Annotated in this window: 17 protein-coding genes; 4 read left to right on the top strand and 13 right to left on the bottom strand. The window is 70.7% G+C overall.

Annotated elements, in window-relative coordinates:
* Nucleotides 1-18 precede the first annotated feature (18 nt).
* Complete coding sequence (locus ACWD26_RS10965) at nucleotides 19-1,503, top strand: AlkA N-terminal domain-containing protein (protein WP_451268576.1); 1,485 nt, start codon at nucleotides 19-21, stop codon at nucleotides 1,501-1,503.
* 37 nt (nucleotides 1,504-1,540) lie between these two features.
* Entirely contained in the window at nucleotides 1,541-2,041 is a 501-nt protein-coding gene (locus ACWD26_RS10960) for a methylated-DNA--[protein]-cysteine S-methyltransferase (RefSeq protein ID WP_451268448.1), read from the top strand.
* A gap of 19 nt (nucleotides 2,042-2,060) precedes the next feature.
* Here the strand turns inward: ACWD26_RS10960 and ACWD26_RS10955 are convergent, their stop codons facing one another.
* The 4 genes from ACWD26_RS10955 to ACWD26_RS10940 form a co-directional block, all read right to left on the bottom strand.
* A complete protein-coding gene (locus ACWD26_RS10955) occupies nucleotides 2,061-2,795 on the bottom strand; it encodes an SIR2 family NAD-dependent protein deacylase (protein WP_451268446.1) in 735 nt (244 codons plus the stop codon).
* A gap of 68 nt (nucleotides 2,796-2,863) precedes the next feature.
* Nucleotides 2,864-5,305, bottom strand: a complete 2,442-nt coding sequence (locus ACWD26_RS10950) for a protein kinase domain-containing protein (RefSeq protein ID WP_451268444.1) — start codon at nucleotides 5,303-5,305, stop codon at nucleotides 2,864-2,866.
* Between the two features lie 415 nt (nucleotides 5,306-5,720).
* Nucleotides 5,721-6,212 (bottom strand): NUDIX domain-containing protein, encoded by a 492-nt coding sequence (locus ACWD26_RS10945; protein WP_451268442.1) that lies wholly within the window; start codon nucleotides 6,210-6,212, stop codon nucleotides 5,721-5,723.
* Between the two features lie 87 nt (nucleotides 6,213-6,299).
* The gene (locus ACWD26_RS10940) at nucleotides 6,300-7,379 is read right to left on the bottom strand and encodes an ADP-ribosylglycohydrolase family protein (protein ID WP_451268440.1); all 1,080 of its coding nucleotides are present in this window, start codon (nucleotides 7,377-7,379) and stop codon (nucleotides 6,300-6,302) included.
* Nucleotides 7,380-7,620: 241 nt separating this feature from the next.
* On the opposite strand from ACWD26_RS10940, the gene ACWD26_RS10935 reads away from it, so the two are divergent.
* Nucleotides 7,621-8,739 carry a glycerate kinase gene (locus ACWD26_RS10935; protein WP_451268438.1) on the top strand — a complete coding sequence of 373 codons (1,119 nt, stop codon included), beginning with the start codon at nucleotides 7,621-7,623 and terminating at the stop codon, nucleotides 8,737-8,739.
* Nucleotides 8,740-8,917: 178 nt separating this feature from the next.
* On the opposite strand, the gene pssA is transcribed toward ACWD26_RS10935, so the two are convergent.
* From pssA to ACWD26_RS10890, 9 genes are all read right to left on the bottom strand, one after another.
* Nucleotides 8,918-9,739, bottom strand: coding sequence for a CDP-diacylglycerol--serine O-phosphatidyltransferase (pssA, locus tag ACWD26_RS10930; RefSeq protein WP_451268574.1), 822 nt, complete (start codon nucleotides 9,737-9,739; stop codon nucleotides 8,918-8,920).
* 37 nt (nucleotides 9,740-9,776) lie between these two features.
* Nucleotides 9,777-10,433 carry a phosphatidylserine decarboxylase gene (locus ACWD26_RS10925; RefSeq protein WP_451268436.1) on the bottom strand — a complete coding sequence of 219 codons (657 nt, stop codon included), beginning with the start codon at nucleotides 10,431-10,433 and terminating at the stop codon, nucleotides 9,777-9,779.
* A 178-nt stretch (nucleotides 10,434-10,611) separates the two neighbouring features.
* Nucleotides 10,612-11,817 carry an acyl-CoA dehydrogenase family protein gene (locus ACWD26_RS10920; protein ID WP_451268434.1) on the bottom strand — a complete coding sequence of 402 codons (1,206 nt, stop codon included), beginning with the start codon at nucleotides 11,815-11,817 and terminating at the stop codon, nucleotides 10,612-10,614.
* 2 nt (nucleotides 11,818-11,819) lie between these two features.
* Entirely contained in the window at nucleotides 11,820-12,332 is a 513-nt protein-coding gene (locus ACWD26_RS10915) for a MaoC family dehydratase (protein ID WP_451268433.1), read from the bottom strand.
* Nucleotides 12,333-12,337: 5 nt separating this feature from the next.
* A complete protein-coding gene (locus ACWD26_RS10910) occupies nucleotides 12,338-13,297 on the bottom strand; it encodes an HpcH/HpaI aldolase/citrate lyase family protein (RefSeq protein WP_451268431.1) in 960 nt (319 codons plus the stop codon).
* Nucleotides 13,294-15,342, bottom strand: a complete 2,049-nt coding sequence (locus tag ACWD26_RS10905) for a protein meaA (protein WP_451268429.1) — start codon at nucleotides 15,340-15,342, stop codon at nucleotides 13,294-13,296. The genes ACWD26_RS10910 and ACWD26_RS10905 overlap by 4 nt, the downstream gene beginning before the upstream one ends.
* A gap of 8 nt (nucleotides 15,343-15,350) precedes the next feature.
* Nucleotides 15,351-16,688: a crotonyl-CoA carboxylase/reductase gene (ccrA, locus tag ACWD26_RS10900; protein ID WP_451268427.1), complete on the bottom strand. Its 1,338-nt coding sequence runs from the start codon at nucleotides 16,686-16,688 to the stop codon at nucleotides 15,351-15,353.
* A 419-nt stretch (nucleotides 16,689-17,107) separates the two neighbouring features.
* Entirely contained in the window at nucleotides 17,108-17,917 is an 810-nt protein-coding gene (locus ACWD26_RS10895) for a TetR family transcriptional regulator (protein ID WP_451268425.1), read from the bottom strand.
* Nucleotides 17,918-18,170: 253 nt separating this feature from the next.
* A complete protein-coding gene (locus ACWD26_RS10890; protein ID WP_451268423.1) occupies nucleotides 18,171-19,994 on the bottom strand; it encodes a 3-hydroxyacyl-CoA dehydrogenase family protein in 1,824 nt (607 codons plus the stop codon).
* 375 nt (nucleotides 19,995-20,369) lie between these two features.
* Between ACWD26_RS10890 and ACWD26_RS10885 the strand changes: the two genes are divergently transcribed.
* The gene (locus tag ACWD26_RS10885) at nucleotides 20,370-20,945 is read left to right on the top strand and encodes an adenylosuccinate lyase (RefSeq protein ID WP_451268421.1); all 576 of its coding nucleotides are present in this window, start codon (nucleotides 20,370-20,372) and stop codon (nucleotides 20,943-20,945) included.
* The last annotated feature ends 55 nt before the right edge of the window (nucleotides 20,946-21,000 follow it).

Raw genomic sequence — 21,000 nt, 5'->3', positions numbered from 1 at the left:
TGAGTCATGCGGAACGGGATGTACACGGATGTCGAGCGGTGTGTGCGGGCCGTGCGGTCCAAGGACGCGCGGTTCGACGGGTGGGTCTTCACGGCGGTGCTGACCACCCGGATCTACTGTCGGCCCAGTTGTCCGGTGGTGCCGCCGAAGCCGGAGAACATGACGTTCTATCCGAGTGCGGCGGCGTGTCAGCAGGCCGGGTTCCGGGCGTGCAAGCGGTGCCGGCCGGACACGAGCCCGGGGTCGCCGGAGTGGGACCAGCGGGCGGACGTGGTGGCGCGGGCGATGCGGCTCGTGCGGGACGGGGTGGTGGACCGGGAGGGCGTGCCGGGGCTGGCGCGGCGGCTCGGCTACAGCACCCGGCAGGTCGAGCGGCAGCTGCTGGCCGAGTTGGGGGCGGGTCCGCTGGCCCTCGCCCGGGCCCAGCGGGCGCAGACGGCGCGGCTGCTGATCGAGACGACCGCGCTGCCGATGGCGGAGATCGCGTTCGCCGCCGGGTTCGCCTCGATCCGGGCGTTCAACGACACCGTGCGGGAGGTCTTCGCGCTGTCGCCGAGCGAACTGCGCGAGCGGGCGACGCGGTCCGCCCGGCAGCGCTCCGACTCCCCCGGCACCTCAGGGGTGTTGAGCCTCCGGCTGCCCTTCCGGGCCCCGCTCAACCCCGACAATCTCTTCGGCCACCTCGCCGCCACCGCCGTCCCCGGGGTGGAGGAGTGGCGCGACGGCGCGTACCGGCGCACGCTCCGCCTGCCGTACGGTCACGGCATCGTGGGCCTCACCCCGGAACCCGACCACATCGCCTGTCGGCTCACCCTCAGCGACCTGCGGGATCTGCCCGTCGCCATCAGCCGCTGCCGCCGCATGCTCGACCTGGACGCCGACCCGGTCGCCGTCGACGAGCAGTTGCGCGCCGACCCGGTCCTCGCGCCGCTGGTGGACAAGGCGCCCGGGCGCCGGGTGCCGCGTACCGTCGACGAGGCCGAGTTCGCCGTACGGGCGGTGCTCGGCCAGCAGGTGTCCACGGCCGCCGCCCGCACCCATGCGGCCCGGCTGGTCCTCGCGCACGGCGAACCCGTCGACGACCCCGAGGGCGGCCTCACCCACCTCTTCCCGTCCCCCGAGGCGCTGGCGGCCGTGGACCCCGAGACCCTCGCGATGCCGCGCACCCGTCGAACCACTCTCACCACGCTGGTGCGTCAACTGGCCGACGGAGAACTGCACTTGGGCGTCGACAGCGACTGGGCCGAGACCCGGGCACAGCTGCTGGCCCTCCCCGGCTTCGGCCCCTGGACGGTCGACGTCATCGCCATGCGCGCCCTCGGCGACCCGGACGCCTTCCTTCCCGGCGACCTCGGAATCCGGCGCGCGGCACAGGAGTTGGGCCTGCCGTCCACCCCGGCCGCGCTCACGGCCCGCGCGGCGGCCTGGCGGCCGTGGCGGGCGTACGCGGTCCAGTACCTGTGGGCGACGGACAGCCACCCCATCAACTTCCTTCCCGTATGAGCCGGTTCCCCGGCCTGCCGACCTCCTGAGGAAACCCATGAAGCAGCGGAAGCGGCACACCGTCGTCGACAGCCCCTACGGCCCTCTCACCCTCGTCGCCGACGACGGTGTGCTGTGCGGCCTCTACATGACCGCCCAGCGCCACCGCCCGCCGCAGGAGAGCTTCGGCGCACGCGACGACACACTGTTCGGTGAGCCGGAGGAGCAGCTGAAGGCCTATTTCGCGGGCGAGCTGAAGGAGTTCACGCTCGAACTCCGGCTGCAGGGCACCCCGTTCCAGCGCACCGTCTGGGAACAGCTCACGCGGATCCCCTACGGCGAGACCCGCTCGTACGGCGAACTCGCGGACGCCCTCGGCAACCCCAAGGCGTCCCGCGCGGTCGGCCTGGCCAACGGCAGGAATCCCGTGGGCATCATCGTGCCCTGCCACCGCGTGGTCGGCTCCGACGGCAGCCTCACCGGCTACGGCGGCGGAGTGGAGCGCAAGCAGCGCCTGCTGGACTTCGAACGGGGCGAACAGGGGACGGCTCTCTTCTGAGATACGCGCCCCCGGCCCGTCAGGCGCTCGCGGCGCCGATCCCCCGCAGCACCTCCGGCAGCGCCGTCCCGATCGGCTCCCGTACGACCTCGTCCGCCCGGTCGTCGTACGGGGTCGGCTCGGCGTTGACGATGATCAGCCGTGCGCCGTGGTCGGCGGCGACACCGGCGAGTGCGGCGGCCGGCTGGACCTGGAGGCTGGTGCCGACGGCGATGAAGATCTGGCAGGCCTTGGTGATCGCGACGGCCTCGCCGAGCACCACCGGGTCGAGGCGCTCGCCGAACATCACCGTCGCCGACTTGAGCACGCCCCCGCACTCCCGGCACGGCGGGTCGTCCTCGCCGGCCTCGACCCGGGCGAGGGCGTCCTCCATCGGCGTACGGGCATGGCACCGCACGCACACCACGGACCGTGCGGTGCCGTGCAGTTCGAGGACCTTGCGGGCCGGCATCCCGGCGAGCTGGTGCAGCCCGTCCACGTTCTGCGTGATCACCCGCACGGGCACCCCGGACCGCTCCAGCTCTGTCACCGCCCGGTGCGCCGTGTTCGGCTCCGCCCGCAGCGTCCGGTTCTGCCGCCGCATCTGCCACGAGCGCCGCCGGATCTCCGGATCGGCCATGTAGTACTCGTACGTCACCAGCTTCTCGGCTTCCGGGTCCCGCCGCCACAGACCGCCTGGGCCTCGGTAGTCGGGGATGCCGGAGTCGGTGGAGATACCGGCGCCGCTGAGGATGGCGACCAGGGGCTTGTTCATGGGGCGAGGGTAGGTCGCCCGTTCGGCCGGGGCGAGCGGATATCGGGGCGGGGTCCGCTCCGGCGGTGTCAGGGGGTCGGCAGGCCGTACGTGCGGTCGTAGTGCTGGGCGACCAGGACGCCGGAGTGGTCGCAGGCGAGCTGCCAGTCGTTGACCCCGGTCTCCAGGCCGTCGGTGAAGTTCCACAGGAGCCGGCCCTTGGCGGCGCCGATCGCGTAGAAGCCGTTCTTGTTCTGGTAGGCGGGGACGTAGACGGCGTCGGGGCCGGCGGTGACCGGTCGGTCGATGTTCAGGCGCGGGGTGGGGCAGAACCAACGGCGGGCGCCGGTCCCGGCGTTGAAGGCGTACACGCCGAAGGGGTCGGTCCCGGTGACGTAGACCGTGTTGCCGTAGCCGCCGAGCGAGGCGAACATGCCGCGCTCGGGCTTCACCCGCCAGCGGATCTTGCCGTCGGTGAGGTTCAAGGCCTTGAGCTCCTGCCCGATGGCGAACACCGTGCGGTTGACGACGGCGAGCCCGGGCCGAAGGTCGTAGCCGACGGGGTGCCGCCACAGCACGCCGGAGCTGTCGGTGTCCCGGACCGTGACGTTGCGCAGTCCGTCGGCGTAGACGAAATAGCCGGAGAGGATGACCGGCGCCAGCTTGATCCCGACGTCCTCCGGGCTGATGGGGATGACCTCGGCCCGGCGGGAGGCGAGGTCGACGCCGAACACCGTGTCCGTGGAGGTCGCTATGCCCTGCTGGTCGGACTCGCGCCGGAGCCGGACGCCGATGACGGAGATGGCCCGGTCGTCCACGCCGCCGAGCAGCGTGTCGAACCGGAAGTCCGGCCCGAAGTCGACGGTGAAACGTTCCGTTCCGTCGACCGGGTCGACCCCGATCACCGTCGCCCCCTCGCCGAGCGCGATCGCGGCGTCGAAGGCCAGCACGGCCGGGGTGGGCGACTGGCTGATGCCCTCGTAGACCCATCTGGGCCGGGTGCCGTCCTTGAGGTCGAGGCAGACCAGGTCACCCGGGCGGGTCTTCACCAGGGCCGTTCCGTCGCTGAAGACGGCCGGTGCCTGGAGCAGCGGGCCGCCGCGGTAGGTCCACAGCGGTTCGGGGGCCGGGCCCGCGGGCTCCGTGGACTGTACGGCCGAGTTCTTCCGCCGGCGGAGCACCAGGGCGCCGCCGCCGACGGTGGCGGCGGCGCCCGCCGACACGGCGAGGACCGTACGCCGGGACGGACCGGGCCGTGACGCGGCGCGGCGATGGCCGGCGGACGTGCCGCGGTACGGCTGTGGCTCCTCGGGAGGCGAGAACGGCTCCGTGCGGGAGTAGGGCTGTCCCGGCGGCCGGCCGCCGGTCCCACCGGTCGGTGCCTCGGCCCGGTGGCCGCCCGGGCGCTCGTCGTGGGGGGCGGAGTCGCAGGTCGACGGGGTCGCTGTCGCGCCGGCCGCCCGGTCCTCCGCGAAGTCGTACGCGGCCCGGTCCCGCCGGTAGCCGTAGGCGGCCCGCTCCTCTTCGGGGGAGTAGGCCGTCCGGTCCTCGTCGCGGCTGTGGGGAGCCCGGTCCTGGCCGTACCCGTCCGGCTCGGGGCCGGTCCCGGGCGAGGGGAACGAGACCCGGCCGATCGGCGTGATGTCGAGGGTCTCCACCGCCGCCGCGCGGAGGGCGACCGAGGAGGCCACGGACGGGGGCAGCCAGCCCTCGCCCGTCAACTGCTCCACGCCGCCGGGCGCGCACGCCGCGGCCAGCTTGTCCGGGGTGATCCGCAGACGCGGGTCCTTGGTCAGGCAGAGATTGATGATCTTGTCCAGCGGCTCGGGCACACCCGTCAGGTCGGGGGCGCTGTGCACGACCTGGTAGAGGAGGGTGGCCGCGGCGGTGCCGCTGAACGGCGCGTGTCCGGCCGCGGCGAACGTCAGCACCGAGCCCAGCGAGAAGATGTCCCCCTCGGGGCCCAGCGGCTCGCCCGTGGCCTGCTCGGGACACATGTACTCGAAGGAGCCGAAGAGGGCGCCGGAGCGGGTGAGGTCGTAGCCGTCGCTCGCCCGGACGATGCCGAAGTCGATGACGCGGGGACCGTCGGCGGCGAGCAGTACGTTGGACGGCTTGAGGTCACGGTGCACCAGCCCGGCCGCCTGCACCGAGATCAGCGCCTCGGCGATGCCCGCGCCCAGCACGAGCACCGAGTCCACCGGGAGCGGGCCGTGCGCGGCGACCGCCTCCGCCAGGGTGGGGCCGGCTATGTAATCCGTGGCCAGCCACGGAATGGGGCCCTCCGGGTCGGCGTCCACCACGGGCGCGGTGTATCTGCCGCCGACCGCTCCGGCCGCCTCCACCTCTCGGCGGAAGCGGATGCGGAAGTTCTTGTCCCCCATCAGCTCGGGACGGATGGCCTTGACCGCGACGGTTCGCCCCTGCGATGACCGTGCGAGATAGACCCGTCCCATTCCTCCTGCGCCGAGCCGTGCCACGAGACGGTAGGGACCTAGCTCCTCGGGATCGTCTGAGCCCAGTGGTTCCATGACCTCAGCTGCCTGTTCGGTGGTGACGGGCGGGAAACGGCCCGCAGGTGGGGGAGACCGACTGCTCCGGGCGGCTCCCGGTGACCGTTCCCCCAGGGCTCCGGATCTCCCGGTGCCACGGCCCGCGCCCGGGCCGCCGGTCACGGGTGTCCCGAGTGCTGCCCCGGTTCCTGAGCGGGGCCATGGGGCGCGATCGCTCGGACGGGGTTGGCGTCAGCCTAGATGCTGGAGTGATGAACGGGCAGCGTTTTCAGCCAGAGCTTTAAACTTCTATTAAGTGAAGGGTTCATCCTTCTCACGTTCCGTACAAGGGAAGTTGACAGGGTGTCAGCTGACTCCTGTCACCGGTCGACGCCGACTGAGGAGCCCACGTGGCCGATCTTCATCGGTTCCTCGCCGCTCCTTTCTCGGTGGTTCAGGCCACCCGTTTCCCGTTCTCCAGCTCGACCGGACCCGTGCCCTCGGCCAGCGCGTCGAGGGCCGCGAGCACCCGGCGGCCGAGTGTCTCCGAGAGGTACCCGATCAGTTCCGGACGCGGGACGAGCCGCCACGACAGCAGCTCCTCCTCCTGCAGCCGGATCCGCTTCAGATCCTCCTCGCCGAGCACCCCGCCGTCGTACACGTACGCCACCAGCGGCGGCCGTCCCACGCCGTGCACCCAGTCCACGGCGAGCAGCCGCCCGAGCTCGACGTCCAGCCCGATCTCCTCGGCCGTCTCGCGCCGCGCGCCCTGCCTCGGTGTCTCCCCGTCGTCCGACTCGATCGTGCCGCCCGGAAGCGCCCATCCCTCACGGTAGTTGGGCTCGACGAGCAGCACCCGCCCCTCGGCGTCCCGGAAGACCGCGGCGGCGCCGGCGAGGACACGGGGCAGGCTCGCGATGTACGCGGCAAAGTCTGGAGTGGTCATCCACGAAGGGTAGACCGCGCCCAAGGGGCGGGAAATCGGCGCTCGGAGGCGGAAGGGCCGGCGCTCGGGGAGCGGAACCCCCGGCGCTCAGGCGCCCGCGGCCTCCGCCAACCGCACCGTCCGCTCGGCGAGTTCGCTGATGCGCACCCCGTCGAAGCCGAACACGGCGCTGCGCACGGTGTCCTCCAACGGATCCTTCCACCGGTCCGGGATCGCCGCCGCCCCGCACAGCACGCCCGCCACCGAACCGGCGGTGGCCCCGTTCGAGTCGGTGTCCAGCCCGCCCCGGACGGTCAGCGTGATCGTGCGGGTGAAGTCGCCCTCGCCGTACAGCAGTCCGGCGGTCAGCACCGCCGCGTTCGGCACGACGTGGATCCAGCCGAGCCCGGCCGTCTCCTCGCCCACCGTCGTGAGCGTGTCCTCCCAGCTCAGCCCGGTGTCGTGCAGCGACGCGACCCGCCGCACGGTCCGGGCGAGGCGGCTGCTCGCCGGGATCACCGCCAGCGCCTCGTCCACGGCCGCCCGCACCCCGGGCGCCGTGAACGCCGCCGCGACCAGCGCCGCCGCCCACATCGCCCCGTACACCCCGTTCCCGGTGTGCGACAGCACCGCGTCGCGCCGTGCCAGCGAGGCAGCGCGCCGGGGCAGGCCCGGGCAGGTCCAGCCGTGCACATCGGCACGGATGAGGGCGCCGATCCATTCCTGGTACGGGTTGTCGTACGTGGCGGTCAGCGGTGGCCTCAGCCCGTTGGCGAGGTTGCGGTAGGCGGCTCGCTCCGCCGTGAACGTCTGCAGGAACGGCAGCCGCAGCAGCCACAGATCGCCGACCTGCTCGGTGCTGAACCCGAAGCCGTGCGTCTCCAGGAGGTGCAGCCCCAGGATGGCGTAATCCACGTCGTCGTCCCGGCAACTGCCGTGGACCCGCCCGCGCACGCACTCCCGCCACTCCGGCCGCAGCGCCAGCCCGTCGCTCTCGGTGGCCGGCTGCGGGAGGTAGTCGGTGAGCGGCAGGGCCCCGGCCCGCCGGAGATACCCGTCGATCCGCTCCCGCGTCCACACATCACCCTGCTCGACGGGCTTCCCGAGCATGTTCCCCGCGATACGGCCCAGCCAGCCCCCGAGTACGCGGTCGGTGAGCTCGGTGCCCACGGGGGGCACTGCGGTCATGGGGGTCACGGGCCTCATGAGTGGAGGTCTACCCGATTACGGGCGTGGTCGCTCGGCGTACGGCGTCGGCCCGTGTCGTGCCGTGTTCGGTGCGCGGGACGGCATGGCGGACGGGGCCCGGGCCGGTTAGGGTCGCAGCGGCGCGACTGCCTTGACATGCGCAAGGCCCGATGAGCGAGGGGAACGCGAGGTGGCGAACGCCGCTGTGGACGGGACTGACACTGACACGGCAACTCCGCGCGTGCTGATCGCCGCGGACAAGTTCAAGGGCACGCTGACGGCCGTCCAGGTCTCCGAGCGCGTCACGGCGGGCCTGCGCCGGGTCCTGCCCGGCCTGGAGGTCGAGGCGCTGCCGGTGGCCGACGGGGGAGACGGGACGGTCGCCGCCGCGATCGCCGCCGGATTCGAACGACGTGAGGTACGGGTCAGCGGGCCCCTCGGCGAGCCCGTCACCGCCGCGTACGCGCTGCGCGGCGACACGGCCGTCGTGGAGATGGCCGAGGCCAGCGGGTTGCAGCGGCTCCCCACCGGGGTCTTCGCGCCGCTCACGGCCTCCACGTACGGCTCCGGGGAACTGCTGCGGGCCGCGCTCGACGCGGGTGCCCACACCCTCGTGTTCGGCGTCGGCGGCAGCGCCACGACGGACGGCGGCGCGGGCATGCTCGCCGCGCTCGGCGCGCGCTTCCTGGACGCCGCGGGGGAGCCCGTCAGCCCCGGTGGCGGAGGCCTGCGCGACCTGGTGACGGCGGACCTGTCGGGCCTCGACGCCAGGTTCGCGTCGGTCGACTTCGTGCTGGCCAGCGATGTGGACAACCCGCTGACCGGCCCGAAGGGCGCCCCGGCCGTGTACGGGCCGCAGAAGGGGGCCACTGGGGAGGACGTGGCGACGCTGGACGCGGCGCTCGCGCACTACGCGCGCGTGCTGGAGGAAGCGGTGGGGACCGAGGCCGCGGAGTACGCCCTCGCCCCGGGCGCGGGCGCCGCCGGCGGCATCGGCTACGGCGCCCTCGTCCTCGGCGCCCGCTTCCGCCCCGGCATCGAGGTCATGCTCGACGTCCTGGGCTTCGCGGCGGCGCTGGAGAAGGCGACCCTGGTGATCACCGGCGAGGGCTCACTGGACGAGCAGACCCTCCACGGCAAGGCCCCGGCGGGGGTCGCGGCGGCCGCCCGCGCCGCCGACAAGGAGGTCGTGGCTGTCTGCGGCCGCCTGGCCCTGCCGCCGGAGGCCCTGGGCCGGGCCGGCATCCGCCGGGCGTACCCCCTGACGGACGTCGAGCCGGACGTCGAGCGCTGCATCGCCGATCCGGGGCCGATCCTGGAGACCGTCGCCGAACGAATCGCCCAGGACTTCCTGACCTGATCGCGCAGTTCCCCGCGCCCGTGAAAGGAGCCTGCGGCCCTTTCAGGGGCGAAAAGCACGGGGCGCAGCCCCTGCTTTTCAGGGGCGCGGGGAACTGCGCGACCAGCCCCCACCGGGCCCCCACCCGACATGGCGAAGGGCCCCGAATCCGCAGATCCGGGGCCCACCGAGCGGAGCGTTACGGCAGCTGCGCCGCCCGCGCCTCGCGCCGGTTGTCGCGGAAGTTGTTCACCCGGCGTGCCGTGGCGAAGAGGGGGATCACCGCGCCCATGACGAGCTGCAGGGCGCAGCCGGTCTGGAGGAGGAGCTGTCCGCCGGGGGCGTCGAAGGCCCAGGCCGCCAGGAGGCCCATCGCGAGGACGATCCAGGAGAGCACCGCCACCGCGAGCGGACCCCGCGGCTTCGGGTACTCGACGCGGCTCACCATCAGCCACGCGACGCCGACGATCGCCAGGAGCGTCGCCACGAAGGGCAGCTCCAGGAGCACGATCGAGACGACGGTCAGCGCCCCGAACGGCGACGGCATGCCCTGGAAGGTGCCGTCCTTCACCGTCACGCAGGAGAATCTCGCGAGCCTCAGCACCACCGCCAGCAGCACGACGATCGCACCCACCGCCGCCACCCGCTGGTGCGCGTCGTCCGCGACCATGCCGTAGACGAGGACGAAGTACGCCGGCGCCAGGCCGAAGCTGATCAGGTCGGAGAGGTTGTCCAGCTCCGCGCCCATCGGCGAGGAGCGGAGCTTGCGCGCCACCAGTCCGTCGAACAGGTCGAAGATCGCCGCGCACAGCATCAGGATCACCGCGGTGGCCGCGCTGTGGCGGGCCATGCCCGACTCCTGGCTGCCGGTGAGGTGCGGGATCAGGATGCCCGTGGTGGTGAAGTACACCGCCATGAAGCCGCACGTGGCGTTGCCCAGGGTGAGGGTGTCCGCTATCGACAGGCGGAGCGACAGCGGCATCTCCTCCGCGTCGTCCTCCACCTCGTCCACGTCGGGCACCCAGCCCGCGCCGGTCTGGCCGGGTTGGGTCTCCGGATCAATCACGGTCAATGCGAGTCACCCCAGCCACAGTCTTCTGCCCCACCTCGACGTCGATCTCCACACCCTCGGGCAGGTAGATGTCGACGCGGGAACCGAAGCGGATCAGCCCGATCCGGTCTCCCTGCTCGACCTTGGTGCCCTCGGGGATGTACGGGACGATGCGGCGAGCCACGGCGCCGGCGATCTGGATCATCTCGATGTCACCGAGTTCGGTGTCGAAGTGCCAGACGACGCGCTCGTTGTTCTCGCTCTCCTTGTTGAACGCCGGTACGAACCCGCCCGGGATGTGCTCGACCGACGTCACGCTGCCGGAGAGCGGCGCGCGGTTGACGTGGACGTTGAGCGGGCTCATGAAGATCGCGACGCGGGTGCGGCCGTCCTTCCACGGCATGATGCTCTGCACCACTCCGTCGGCGGGCGAGATGACCCGGCCCTGGGCGATCTCACGCTCGGGGTCGCGGAAGAACCACAGCATGCCCGCCGCCAGCGCGGTGGCGGGTACGGCCACGGCCCGCGCGGCGCCGGAGCGGCGCGAGCGGGCGAGGCTGAGTGCTGCGGTGGCGACGGTCGGGAGAAGCCACGGCGATGCTCCGCGCGCGAGCCGTACGCCAGCGAGGCTGTCGCGAGGTGCAGAGGTTTGGCTGTGGGGCATGGATGACCTTCGTAGCGGACGATGCCGCGCGGTGACTGGGGACGGCGGCTTTCGTGGATCGTACCGGTCGCGGACCGCAACTGGGCAAGCCAGGAAGCCGAGTCGACGGCCGAACAGTGCTGACGGGGTGTGATCTTCTTCTCGAAGAAAACACCCCGAATCAGACAACCGACTCCGACTAGCCCTGGAATCGATACTCTTCGAGCAGTCGACGACCGATGATCATTTTCTGGATTTCGGCGGTACCTTCACCGATCAGCAGCATCGGCGCCTCGCGGTAGAGGCGCTCGATCTCGTACTCCTTGGAGAAGCCGTAACCGCCGTGGATCCGGAAAGCGTCCTCGACGACTTCTTTGCAGTATTCGGAGGCGAGGTACTTCGCCATCCCTGCTTCGAGGTCGTTTCGTTCGCCCGAGTCCTTTTTGCGTGCTGCGTTCACCATCATGGCATGCGCGGCCTCGACCTTGGTAGCCATCTCGGCCAGCTTGAACTGGATCGCCTGGTGCTGGGCGATCTGCTTGCCGAAAGTGTGGCGCTGCTGGGCGTACCGGACACCCAGTTCGAACGCACGCTGAGCGACACCACAGCCACGCGCGGCCACATTCACCCGGCCGACCTCGACACCGTCCATCATTTGGTAAAACCCTCGGCCGGTGACGCCGCCGAGTACACGATTGGCCGGAATGCGCAGTCCGTCCATGATGAGTTCGGTCGTGTCGACGCCCTTGTAGCCCATCTTGTCGATCTTCCCGGGAATGGTGAGGCCGGGGCGGACCTCTCCGAAGCCGGGCTCCTTCTCGACCAGGAAGGTCGTCATCGACTTGTGGGGCGCCGTGCCCTCGGGGTGTCCTTCGTCACTTCGGACGAGAACGGCGACGAGCGTTGACGTCCCGCCGTTCGTCAGCCACATCTTCTGACCGTTCAGGACGTACTCGTCGCCGTCCTTGACCGCCTTCGATGTGATCGCCGACACATCCGAGCCGAGTCCCGGCTCCGACATCGAGAAGGCGCCCCGGATGTCACCGGCCGCCATCCTCGGCAGGAAGTGGTCCTTCTGCTCCTGGGTGCCGTGCTGCTTGAGCATGTACGCCACGATGAAGTGCGTGTTGATGATCCCGGAGACGGACATCCAGCCCCGGGCGATCTCCTCCACGCACAGCGCGTACGTGAGGAGGGACTCGCCCAGACCGCCGTACTCCTCGGGGATCATCAGGCCGAAGAGGCCGAGCTCCTTGAGCCCGTCGACGATCGCTTGCGGGTACTCGTCGCGGTGCTCCAGCTCGGTCGCGACCGGGATGATCTCCTTGTCCACGAAATCACGGACGGTGGACAGGATCTCCTGCTGGACGTCCGTGAGGCCGTGGGTCTGGGCGAGACGTGCCATGGCTACTTCTCCTGCTCCTTGAGCTCGGGGCGGCCCGGCTGCTCGCCGCCGCGCTCCTTGATGTAGGTCTCGGTGGGCACCATGACCTTGCGGCGGAACACGCAGACCAGCGTGCCGTCCTGCTTGTAGCCCTTGGTCTCGACGTGGACGATGCCGCGGTCGTTCTTCGACTTCGACGGCCACTTGTCGAGCACGGTCGTCTCGCCGTAGATCGTGTCGCCGTGGAAGGTCGGCGCCACGTGCTTCAGCGACTCGATCTCCAGGTTGGCGATCGCCTTGCCGGAGACGTCCGGCACGGACATGCCGAGCAGCAGCGAGTAGATGTAGTTGCCGACCACGACGTTCTTGCCGAAGTCCGTCGTCTTCTCGGCGTAGTTGCCGTCCATGTGGAGCGGGTGGTGGTTCATGGTGAGGAGACAGAAGAGGTGGTCGTCGTACTCCGTGACCGTCTTCCCGGGCCAGTGCTTGTAGACCGCCCCGACCTCGAACTCCTCGTAGATGCGTCCGAACTGCATGGCGCTCAGCCCTCCGGGATCTCGAACTTCGACGTACGGGTCATCCCCGCCGCCCGCCCCTTGCCCGAGATGACCAGGGCCATCTTGCGGCTGGCCTCGTCGATCATCTCGTCGCCGAGCATCGCCGAGCCCTTCTTGCCGCCCGCCTCGGAGGTGTAGTAGTCGTACGCGTCCAGGATCAGCTCGGCGTGGTCGTAGTCCTCCTGCGAGGGCGAGAAGATCTCGTTGGACGCCTCGACCTGGCCCGGGTGCAGCACCCACTTGCCGTCGAAGCCGAGCGCGGCGGCGCGCTGGGCGACCTCGCGGTAGCCGTCGATGTTGCGGATCTGCAGGTAGGGGCCGTCGATCGCCTGGAGGTTGTTGGCACGGGCGGCCATCAGGATCTTCATCAGGATGTAGTGGTAGGCGTCCGCCGGGTAGCCGGGCGGCTGCTCGCCCACGACCAGCGACTTCATGTTGATCGACGCCATGAAGTCGGCCGGGCCGAAGATGATCGTCTCCACGCGCTGGGAGGCCGTCGCGATCTCGTTGACGTTGTTCAGGCCCTGCGCGTTCTCGATCTGCGCCTCGATGCCGATCTTGCCGACCTCGAAGCCCATGGTCTTCTCGATCTGGGTCAGCAGCAGGTCGAGGGCGACGACCTGCTGGGCGGTCTGCACCTTCGGCAGCATGATGCAGTCGAGGTTCTGGCCCGCGCCCTCGACGACGGTCACGACATCGCGGTACGTCCACTCCGTCGTCCAGTCGTTGACGCGCACGACCCGCGTCTTGCCGGTCCAGTCGCCCTCGTTGAGGAACTTCACGATGGTGTGCCGAGCCTCGGGCTTGGCGAGGGGAGCGCACGCGTCCTCCAGGTCGAGGAAGACCTGGTCCGCCGGGAGGCCCTGCGCCTTCTCCAGGAAGCGGGGGTTGCTTCCCGGCACCGCGAGACACGAGCGGCGGGGACGCAGACGGTTGACGGTCATGCGGGGACCTCCAGGGGGTCGAGCTTGTTGGCCTTGCGGATCTCGTCGACGATACGGCCGATGATCCCGGTGATGTCGAAGTCCTTCGGGGTGAACACGGCGGCCACTCCGGCGGCCCTGAGCTGGGCCGCGTCCGCGTTCGGGATGATCCCGCCGGCGATCACCGGGACGTCGCCGGCACCCGCCTCGCGCAGCCGCTCCAGCACGTCCGGGACGAGCTGGGCGTGCGAGCCGGAGAGGATGGAGAGCCCGACCGCGTGGACGTCCTCGGCGAGGGCCGCGTCCACGATCTGCTCCGGGGTGAGCCGGATGCCCTGGTAGACCACCTCGAAGCCCGCGTCACGCGCGCGTACGGCGATCTGCTCGGCCCCGTTGGAGTGCCCGTCCAGCCCCGGCTTGCCGACCAGGAAGCGCAGCCTGCCGACGCCCAGGTCCCGCGCCGTCAGGTCCACCTTGCGGCGGACCTCCGCCATGGCCGAGCCCTCCTCGGCGGAGACCGCCACCGGCGCCGACGACACACCGGTCGGCGCCCGGAACTCCCCGAACACCTCACGCAGGGCCCCGGCCCACTCGCCGGTCGTGACGCCGGCGCGGGCGCACTCCAGGGTGGCCTCCATGAGGTTGTCGGTGCCCTTCGCGGCCTCCTTCAGCCGCTCCAGCGCCTTGCACGGGCGCGGGTGGTTGAAGGGCGGCTGGTAGCGGGTGTCGCGCCAGTTCTGGAGGGACTTGATCACACGGGCCTCGACCGCCGGGTCGACCGTCTGTATCGCCGCGTCCAGATCGGCGGTCAGCGGGTTCGGCTCCGTCGACTCGTAGATGTTGACGCCGACGATCTTCTCCTCGCCGGACTCGATCCGGGCCCGGCGCTCGGCGTGCGAGGAGACCAGCTGCGACTTGAGGTAGCCGGACTCGACGGCGGCCATCGCGCCGCCCATCTCCTGGATCCGCTCGATCTCGGCGAAGGACTCCTCGACCAGCCCCGCCACCTTCGCCTCTATGACGTGCGAGCCCTCGAAGATGTCCTCGTACTCCAGCAGATCGCTCTCGTGCGCCAGCACCTGCTGGATCCGCAGCGACCACTGCTGGTCCCACGGCCGGGGCAGGCCGAGCGCCTCGTTCCAGGCCGGCAGCTGGACCGCCCTGGCCCGCGCGTCCTTGGAGAGGGTCACGGCCAGCATCTCCAGCACGATCCGCTGGACGTTGTTCTCCGGCTGCGCCTCGGTCAGGCCCAGGGAGTTGACCTGGACGCCGTACCGGAAGCGGCGCTGCTTGGGGTTCTCGATGCCGTACCGCTCGCGGGTGATGCGGTCCCAGATGCGGCTGAACGCCCGCATCTTGCACATCTCCTCGACGAAGCGGACGCCCGCGTTCACGAAGAAGGAGATCCGGGCGACGACATCGCCCATGCGCTCCTGCGGCACCTGGCCGGAGTCGCGCACGGCGTCGAGCACCGCGATCGCCGTGGACATCGCGTACGCGATCTCCTGCACCGGCGTGGCCCCGGCCTCCTGCAGGTGGTAGCTGCAGATGTTGATCGGGTTCCACTTCGGGATGTGGGAGACCGTGTACGCGATCATGTCCGTCGTCAGCCGGAGCGAGGGTCCCGGCGGGAACACATGGGTGCCCCGCGACAGGTACTCCTTGACGATGTCGTTCTGGGTCGTCCCCTGGAGCCGGGTGATGTCCGCGCCCTGCTCCTCCGCGACGACCTGGTAGAGCGCCAGCAGCCACATGGCGGTGGCGTTGATGGTCATCGAGGTGTTCATCTGCTCCAGGGGGATGTCCTGGAACAGCCTGCGCATGTCACCGAGATGGGCCACCGGGACGCCGACCCGGCCGACCTCGCCGCGGGCGAGGATGTGGTCGGAGTCGTAGCCGGTCTGCGTCGGCAGATCGAACGCCACCGACAGACCGGTCTGCCCCTTGGCGAGGTTGCGCCGGTACAGCTCGTTGGACGCCTCGGCCGTGGAGTGACCGGCGTAGGTCCGCATGAGCCACGGCCGGTCCTTGGCTTGCCTGCCTTCGGCGGGCTGACGCTCACTCATCTTGGACCTCAGATGTTCCGGAAGCGGTTGATGGCGTCGATGTGCTGGGCGCGCTTGTCGTGGTCGCGCACGCCGAGCCCCTCCTCGGGGGCCAGCGCGAGCACGCCGACCTTGCCCTGGTGGAGGTTGCGGTGCACGTCGTACGCGGCCTGCCCGGTCTCCTCCAGGGAGTAGACCTTCGACAGCGTCGGGTGGATCTTGCCCTTGGCGATGAGGCGGTTGGCCTCCCAGGCCTCGCGGTAGTTCGCGAAGTGGGAGCCGATGATCCGCTTCAGCGACATCCACAGGTAGCGGTTGTCGTACTCGTGCATGTAGCCCGAGGTAGAGGCGCAGGTGGTGATGGTGCCGCCCTTGCGGGTGACGAAGACGCTCGCGCCGAAGGTCTCGCGGCCGGGGTGCTCGAAGACGATGTCGATGTCCTCGCCGCCGGTGAGTTCGCGGATGCGCTTGCCGAAGCGCTTCCACTCCTTCGGATCCTGCGTCTGCTCGTCCTTCCAGAACCTGTAGCCCTCGGCGGTGCGGTCGATGATCGCCTCCGCACCCATGGCCCGGCAGATGTCGGCCTTCTGCTCACTGGAGACGACACAGATCGGGTTGGCGCCGCCGGCGAGGGCGAACTGCGTGGCGTACGAGCCGAGCCCACCGCTGGCGCCCCAGATCAGCACGTTGTCGCCCTGCTTCATGCCGGCGCCGTTGCGGGAGACCAGCTGCCGGTAGGCGGTGGAGTTGACCAGACCCGGAGCGGCGGCCTCCTCCCAGCTGAGGTGGTCGGGCTTCGGCATCAGCTGGTTGGACTTGACCAGCGCGATCTCCGCCAGGCCGCCGAAGTTGGTCTCGAAGCCCCAGATCCGCTGCTCGGGGTCGAGCATCGTGTCGTTGTGGCCGTCGGACGACTCCAGCTCGACGGAGAGGCAGTGCGCGACGACCTCGTCACCGGGCTGCCAGGCGTTGACGCCCGGGCCGGTGCGCAGGACGACGCCCGCGAGGTCGGAGCCGATGATGTGGTACGGCAGGTCGTGGCGCTTGGCGAGCTCCGAGACCTTGCCGTAGCGCTCCAGGAAGCCGAAGGTCGACAGCGGCTCGAAGATCGAGGTCCACACGGAGTTGTAGTTGACCGAGGAGGCCATGACGGCCACCAGGGCCTCGCCCGGGCCCAGCTCGGGCAGCGGCACCTCGTCCAGGTGCAGCGACTTGCGCGGGTCCTTCTCGCGGGTCTGCATGCCCGCGAACATCTCCGTCTCGTCCTTGTGCACGGTGATCGCGCGGTACGACTCGGGGAGCGGCAGAGCGGCGAAGTCGGCGGACGTGGACTCCGGCGACTGGATCGCGTCCAGGATTTCCTTCACGGTGGTGCCTCCGGCGACTAGCGTCCTGAGGGAAGACGCTGTTGAGGGTTACGTCGGGTGCTGAACTGTGTGGTGATGCCGTCGGTTCGGCGGAGGTGGTGCTGGCGGCGCTTTGTGGCGCGGAAGGGTGCCTGTGACGCAGGCGTCCGGGCGCGCAGGCACGTGGCTTGCGGGGACAGCCGGCGTACGAGAGTTCGCTGCACGCCGGCCGCCCGGACTCCTTCAACGTATGGCACGCCGTGTCACCCCGCAAGGCACCGAGTGCCAGAAAGTTCGCTCAGCTGAAATCTTTACGTAACACCTGAGCGATGATCGATCAGATCGGAGTGAAAAAGGGGTCTGACATGCCAAAACGGCCACCCGGATGGGTGGCCGTTCTCACAGTTACCGATGAGTAAATCGTGGTTTCGGGGCGGTGCTCAGCGGTCCCGTAGCGCCTCTTCGATGGTCCGCATGACCTCGTCGAGGGGGGCGTCCGTGCGGGCCACGGTCACCAGGACCTCGCCGTGGGCGGAGGCCGTCGCGGTGGCCGGCTCCGGGGCCAGGGTGCGGCCCGCGCCGATGCCGGTGCCGAAGGTCTTGCGGACGATGGCGAAAGCGTGGTCGAGCTGGGTCTCGACGTCGCCCTGCCCGCCGGATCTGAGCCACCGCCGCAGCACGTGGTTGTGCGCGGTGACGACCGCCGACGCGGCCACCTCGGCGAGCAGCGGGTCGTCGTTGCCGTCGTCGTGATGGGCGTGCTCGTCGAAGTGGCCCAGCAGATAGCGGGTGAAGAGGCGCTCATAGCGGGCGACGGAGGCGATCTCCGCCTCCCGGAGGGTGGGGACCTCACGGGTCAGCTTGTAGCGGGCGACCGAGATCTCCGGCCGGGCCGCGTACATCTTCATGACCTCCTTGATACCGCGGCACACCGTGTCGAGCGGGTGCTCGTGCTGGGGCGCCGCGTTCAGCACCGCCTCGGCGCGGATCAGGGTGTCGTCGTGGTCCGGGAAGATCGCCTCTTCCTTGGAGCGGAAGTGACGGAAGAAGGTGCGGCGGGCGACCCCGGCCGCCGCCGCGATCTCGTCGACGGTGGTCGCCTCGTACCCCTTGGTCGAGAACAGCTCCATGGCCGCGGCCGCCAGTTCCCGGCGCATCTTGAGGCGTTGGGCGGCGGCACGGCTTCCCGCGGCGCTCTCCGGAGCGTCGGGCGCAGCTGGTGTACGTGAGGACTTGGCGGGCTGGGACATGCCCCGAACGTACTGCATCCGTGCAGGAGAATGCGCGTGTCCGGCCATCCCCCCGCCCCGCCGGGACGGGGGAGTGGCCAGGTGGGCGGGCGGTGGAGCGGCGGAGCGGGCGGGTGGCGGCCGGCTGCCCGGGTCGAGCAGCCCGCCCCAGTCCGTGCCCGCCGTCGACCGGCCCGCCCGGGTCGTGTCCGTAGGGCCCGGCTCCGACGCCGGGCCCCCGGCCTTGGCCGCAGTGAGCCCGTCGCCCGCCCGCTCAGCGCTTGGCATATTCGCGGAAGCCACGGCCCGTCTTGCGGCCGAGGCAGCCCGCGGCCACCAGGTGCTCCAGCAGCGGCGCCGGGGCGAGCCCCGGGTCGCGGAACTCGCGGTGCAGGACCTTCTCGATGGCCAGCGAGACGTCCAGCCCGACCACGTCCAGCAGTTCGAACGGACCCATCGGGTAGCCGCCGCCCAGCTTCATGGCCGCGTCGATGTCGTCCAGCGTCGCGTAGTGCTCCTGGACCATCTTGATCGCGTTGTTCAGGTACGGGAACAGCAGCGCGTTCACGATGAAACCGGCCCGGTCGCCGCAGTCCACCGGGTGCTTGCGGACCTTCGCGCACAGCTCACGGACCGTGGCGTGGACGTCGTCCGCCGTCAGGACCGTGCGGACCACCTCGACCAGCTTCATCGCCGGCGCCGGGTTGAAGAAGTGCATCCCGATCACGTCCTGCGGGCGCGAGGTGGCGCGGGCGCAGGCGACGACGGGCAGCGAGGAGGTGGTGGTGGCCAGGATCGCACCCGGCTTGCAGACCTTGTCGAAGGTCGCGAACAACTGCCGCTTGACCTCCAGGTCCTCGGCCACGGCCTCCAGCGCCAGGTCGACGTCCGCGAACGCGTCGTACGAGCCCGCCGGGTTGATCCGGTCCAGCGTCTCGGCGGCGGCCTCGACCGTCATCCGCCCCTTGTCGACGGACCGCGCGAGCGACTTGCCGATGCGGGCCTTCGCGGCCTGCGCCTTCTCCTCGCTGCGGGCGGCCAGCACGACCTCGTACCCGGCCTTCGCGAACACCTCGGCGATCCCGGACGCCATGGTCCCGGACCCGGCGACGCCCACCGAGCGGACGGTACGGCCGACGACCTCGGCGGCCCCGTCCAGCGGCGTCAGCGCGTCCCGCACGACGGTCGCGGAGCCGGGGGCCTCGTACGAGTAGAAGCCTCGCCCCGACTTGCGACCGGTCAGGCCCGCCTCGCTGAGCTGCCTGAGGATGGGCGCCGGAGCGTGCAGCCGGTCGCGCGAGGCCGCGTACATGGCCTCCAGGACCGTCCGTGCGGTGTCGATGCCGATCAGGTCCAGCAGCGCCAGCGGGCCCATCGGCAGCCCGCAGCCGAGCCGCATCGCCGCGTCGATGTCCTCGCGGGAGGCGTACTTGGCCTCGTACATCGCGGCGGCCTGGTTGAGGTAGCCGAACAGCAGCCCGTCGGCGACGAATCCGGGGCGGTCGCCGACCGCGACGGGCTCCTTGCCCAGGTCGAGGGCGAGATCCGTGACCGAGGCGACGGCCTGGGGTGCGGTGAGGACCGAGGAGACGACCTCGACCAGCTTCATCGCGGGTGCCGGGTTGAAGAAGTGCAGCCCGAGGACCCGCTCCGGACGCGCCGACTCGGCGGCGAGCCGCGTCACCGACAGGGCGTTGGTGCCGGTGGCGAGGACGGCCTCCGGACGCACGATCGCGTCCAGTTCACGGAAGACCTGCTGCTTGATCTCGTACGACTCCGGGACCACCTCGATCACCAGATCGGCGTCGGCCGCGGCCCGCAGATCGGTGAAGGTGCGGAAACGGGCGAGCGCGTCGCCGCGCTCCTGCTCGGTGATCCGGCCCCGCGCCACGGCACGCTCGGTGAAGGCCTCCAGTGCGGCGACGGCACGGGCGGTGGCCGCCTCGCTGATGTCGATGCCGACGACCTCGCGGCCGGCCCGGGCCAGCACCTCGGCGATACCGGTGCCCATGGTGCCGAGGCCGACCACGGCGATCGTCTGGAACGGGGGTTGCGGAGACTGGGGGGACAGCGACGAGTCGGAAAGGGGAGTGGCCATCGCGGGACTCCAGACGAGGGTGACGACTGAGGGAAGCGCTGCGGGTACGCGAAGAGCGCGCAAACAGCGCGTGGAGTGCGGGTGTTGGTGGTTCCGGGCTGATGAACGCACACGCCCGGTGCCGTGTCGCCGCGGGCGTGCACACGCCCAGGGGGAACGGCTGAACCGACCGGCCCTGTCCCGAGGCCGAGCCGTACTGGTACTCCAGGTACCGAACCGACTGTGCTCACAACGGCTGCGTCACCAAACCGTCGCGAGCGAACACGAGTGGGTATCTCGCTCGTCTGAGCTTAACCGGTGGGTAACGAGCGCGCCAGCCCTCGTGTTTGTGATGTGCGTCCCCCAAGTGCGGTGCACGGCCGTACGCTCGGTGGCATGGACGAGGAGTTGCGATCACTCACGGAGCGTGTGCGGAGCGAGTCGGGGGGCGCGGGAGGATACGAGCGCCTCGTCACGACCGAGTCCACGGACGAGCTGGCGGCCGTCCTGACCGAGCCGGGACAGCCGTTGTGGGCGCGGGAGCTGGCGGCGTTCCGGTTGGGTGTCGCGGGGGACCGTCGGGCCTTCGAGTCGCTCGTCCTGTTGCTGAACCACCGGGATCCGCCGCGTTGTGCCTCCGCCGCGTACGCCCTGGCCCGGCTCGGCGACCCCCGCACCGCGCGTGCGGCCGCCGCCCTCGCCACCAACGAGCTGCGCGTCGCCTATGCCTTGCACCCCGTACGGCTGCTCGTCGAACTCCGGGCGCCCGAGGCCGTGCCCGCCCTGATCACCACGCTCCGGCGGCGGCTCGGGCCGCGCGACCCCTACCGCCGGGTGGCGCTCGCCTGTGTGGAGGGGCTGGGGGTGTTGGGGGACGCCCGGGCCGAGCCCGTGCTGAACGAGGCCCTTGCCCATCCGAGCCTCGCGGAGGCGGCGGTGCACGCGTTGGCTCGTATCCCCAGGCAGCGGTGAGGTTCCGATGGGGCTGTGGGGACACCGCGGCTCTGTGGGGGCTGGTCCCCGCGCC

This window comes from Streptomyces sp. NPDC002787 (genome assembly GCF_053592095.1).
The sequence above is the reverse complement of the archived record's forward strand: the minus strand, read 5'-3'. Positions and strand labels throughout refer to the sequence as shown.

Excerpts from the sequence above, each read along its gene's own strand:
- ACWD26_RS10895 (WP_451268425.1), bottom strand. The coding sequence starts at position 17,917 with ATGTCCCAGCCCGCCAAGTCCTCACGTACACCAGCTGCGCCCGACGCT.
- ACWD26_RS10920 (WP_451268434.1), bottom strand. The coding sequence starts at position 11,817 with ATGGCACGTCTCGCCCAGACCCACGGCCTCACGGACGTCCAGCAGGAG.
- ACWD26_RS10945 (WP_451268442.1), bottom strand. The coding sequence starts at position 6,212 with ATGACCACTCCAGACTTTGCCGCGTACATCGCGAGCCTGCCCCGTGTC.
- ACWD26_RS10915 (WP_451268433.1), bottom strand. The coding sequence starts at position 12,332 with ATGCAGTTCGGACGCATCTACGAGGAGTTCGAGGTCGGGGCGGTCTAC.
- ACWD26_RS10960 (WP_451268448.1), top strand. The coding sequence starts at position 1,541 with ATGAAGCAGCGGAAGCGGCACACCGTCGTCGACAGCCCCTACGGCCCT.
- ACWD26_RS10965 (WP_451268576.1), top strand. The coding sequence starts at position 19 with ATGTACACGGATGTCGAGCGGTGTGTGCGGGCCGTGCGGTCCAAGGAC.
- ACWD26_RS10890 (WP_451268423.1), bottom strand. The coding sequence starts at position 19,994 with ATGGCCACTCCCCTTTCCGACTCGTCGCTGTCCCCCCAGTCTCCGCAA.
- ACWD26_RS10885 (WP_451268421.1), top strand. The coding sequence starts at position 20,370 with ATGGACGAGGAGTTGCGATCACTCACGGAGCGTGTGCGGAGCGAGTCG.
- ACWD26_RS10910 (WP_451268431.1), bottom strand. The coding sequence starts at position 13,297 with ATGACCGTCAACCGTCTGCGTCCCCGCCGCTCGTGTCTCGCGGTGCCG.
- ACWD26_RS10950 (WP_451268444.1), bottom strand. The coding sequence starts at position 5,305 with ATGGAACCACTGGGCTCAGACGATCCCGAGGAGCTAGGTCCCTACCGT.
- ACWD26_RS10925 (WP_451268436.1), bottom strand. The coding sequence starts at position 10,433 with ATGCCCCACAGCCAAACCTCTGCACCTCGCGACAGCCTCGCTGGCGTA.
- ACWD26_RS10905 (WP_451268429.1), bottom strand. The coding sequence starts at position 15,342 with ATGAGTGAGCGTCAGCCCGCCGAAGGCAGGCAAGCCAAGGACCGGCCG.
- ACWD26_RS10955 (WP_451268446.1), bottom strand. The coding sequence starts at position 2,795 with ATGAACAAGCCCCTGGTCGCCATCCTCAGCGGCGCCGGTATCTCCACC.
- ACWD26_RS10940 (WP_451268440.1), bottom strand. The coding sequence starts at position 7,379 with ATGACCGCAGTGCCCCCCGTGGGCACCGAGCTCACCGACCGCGTACTC.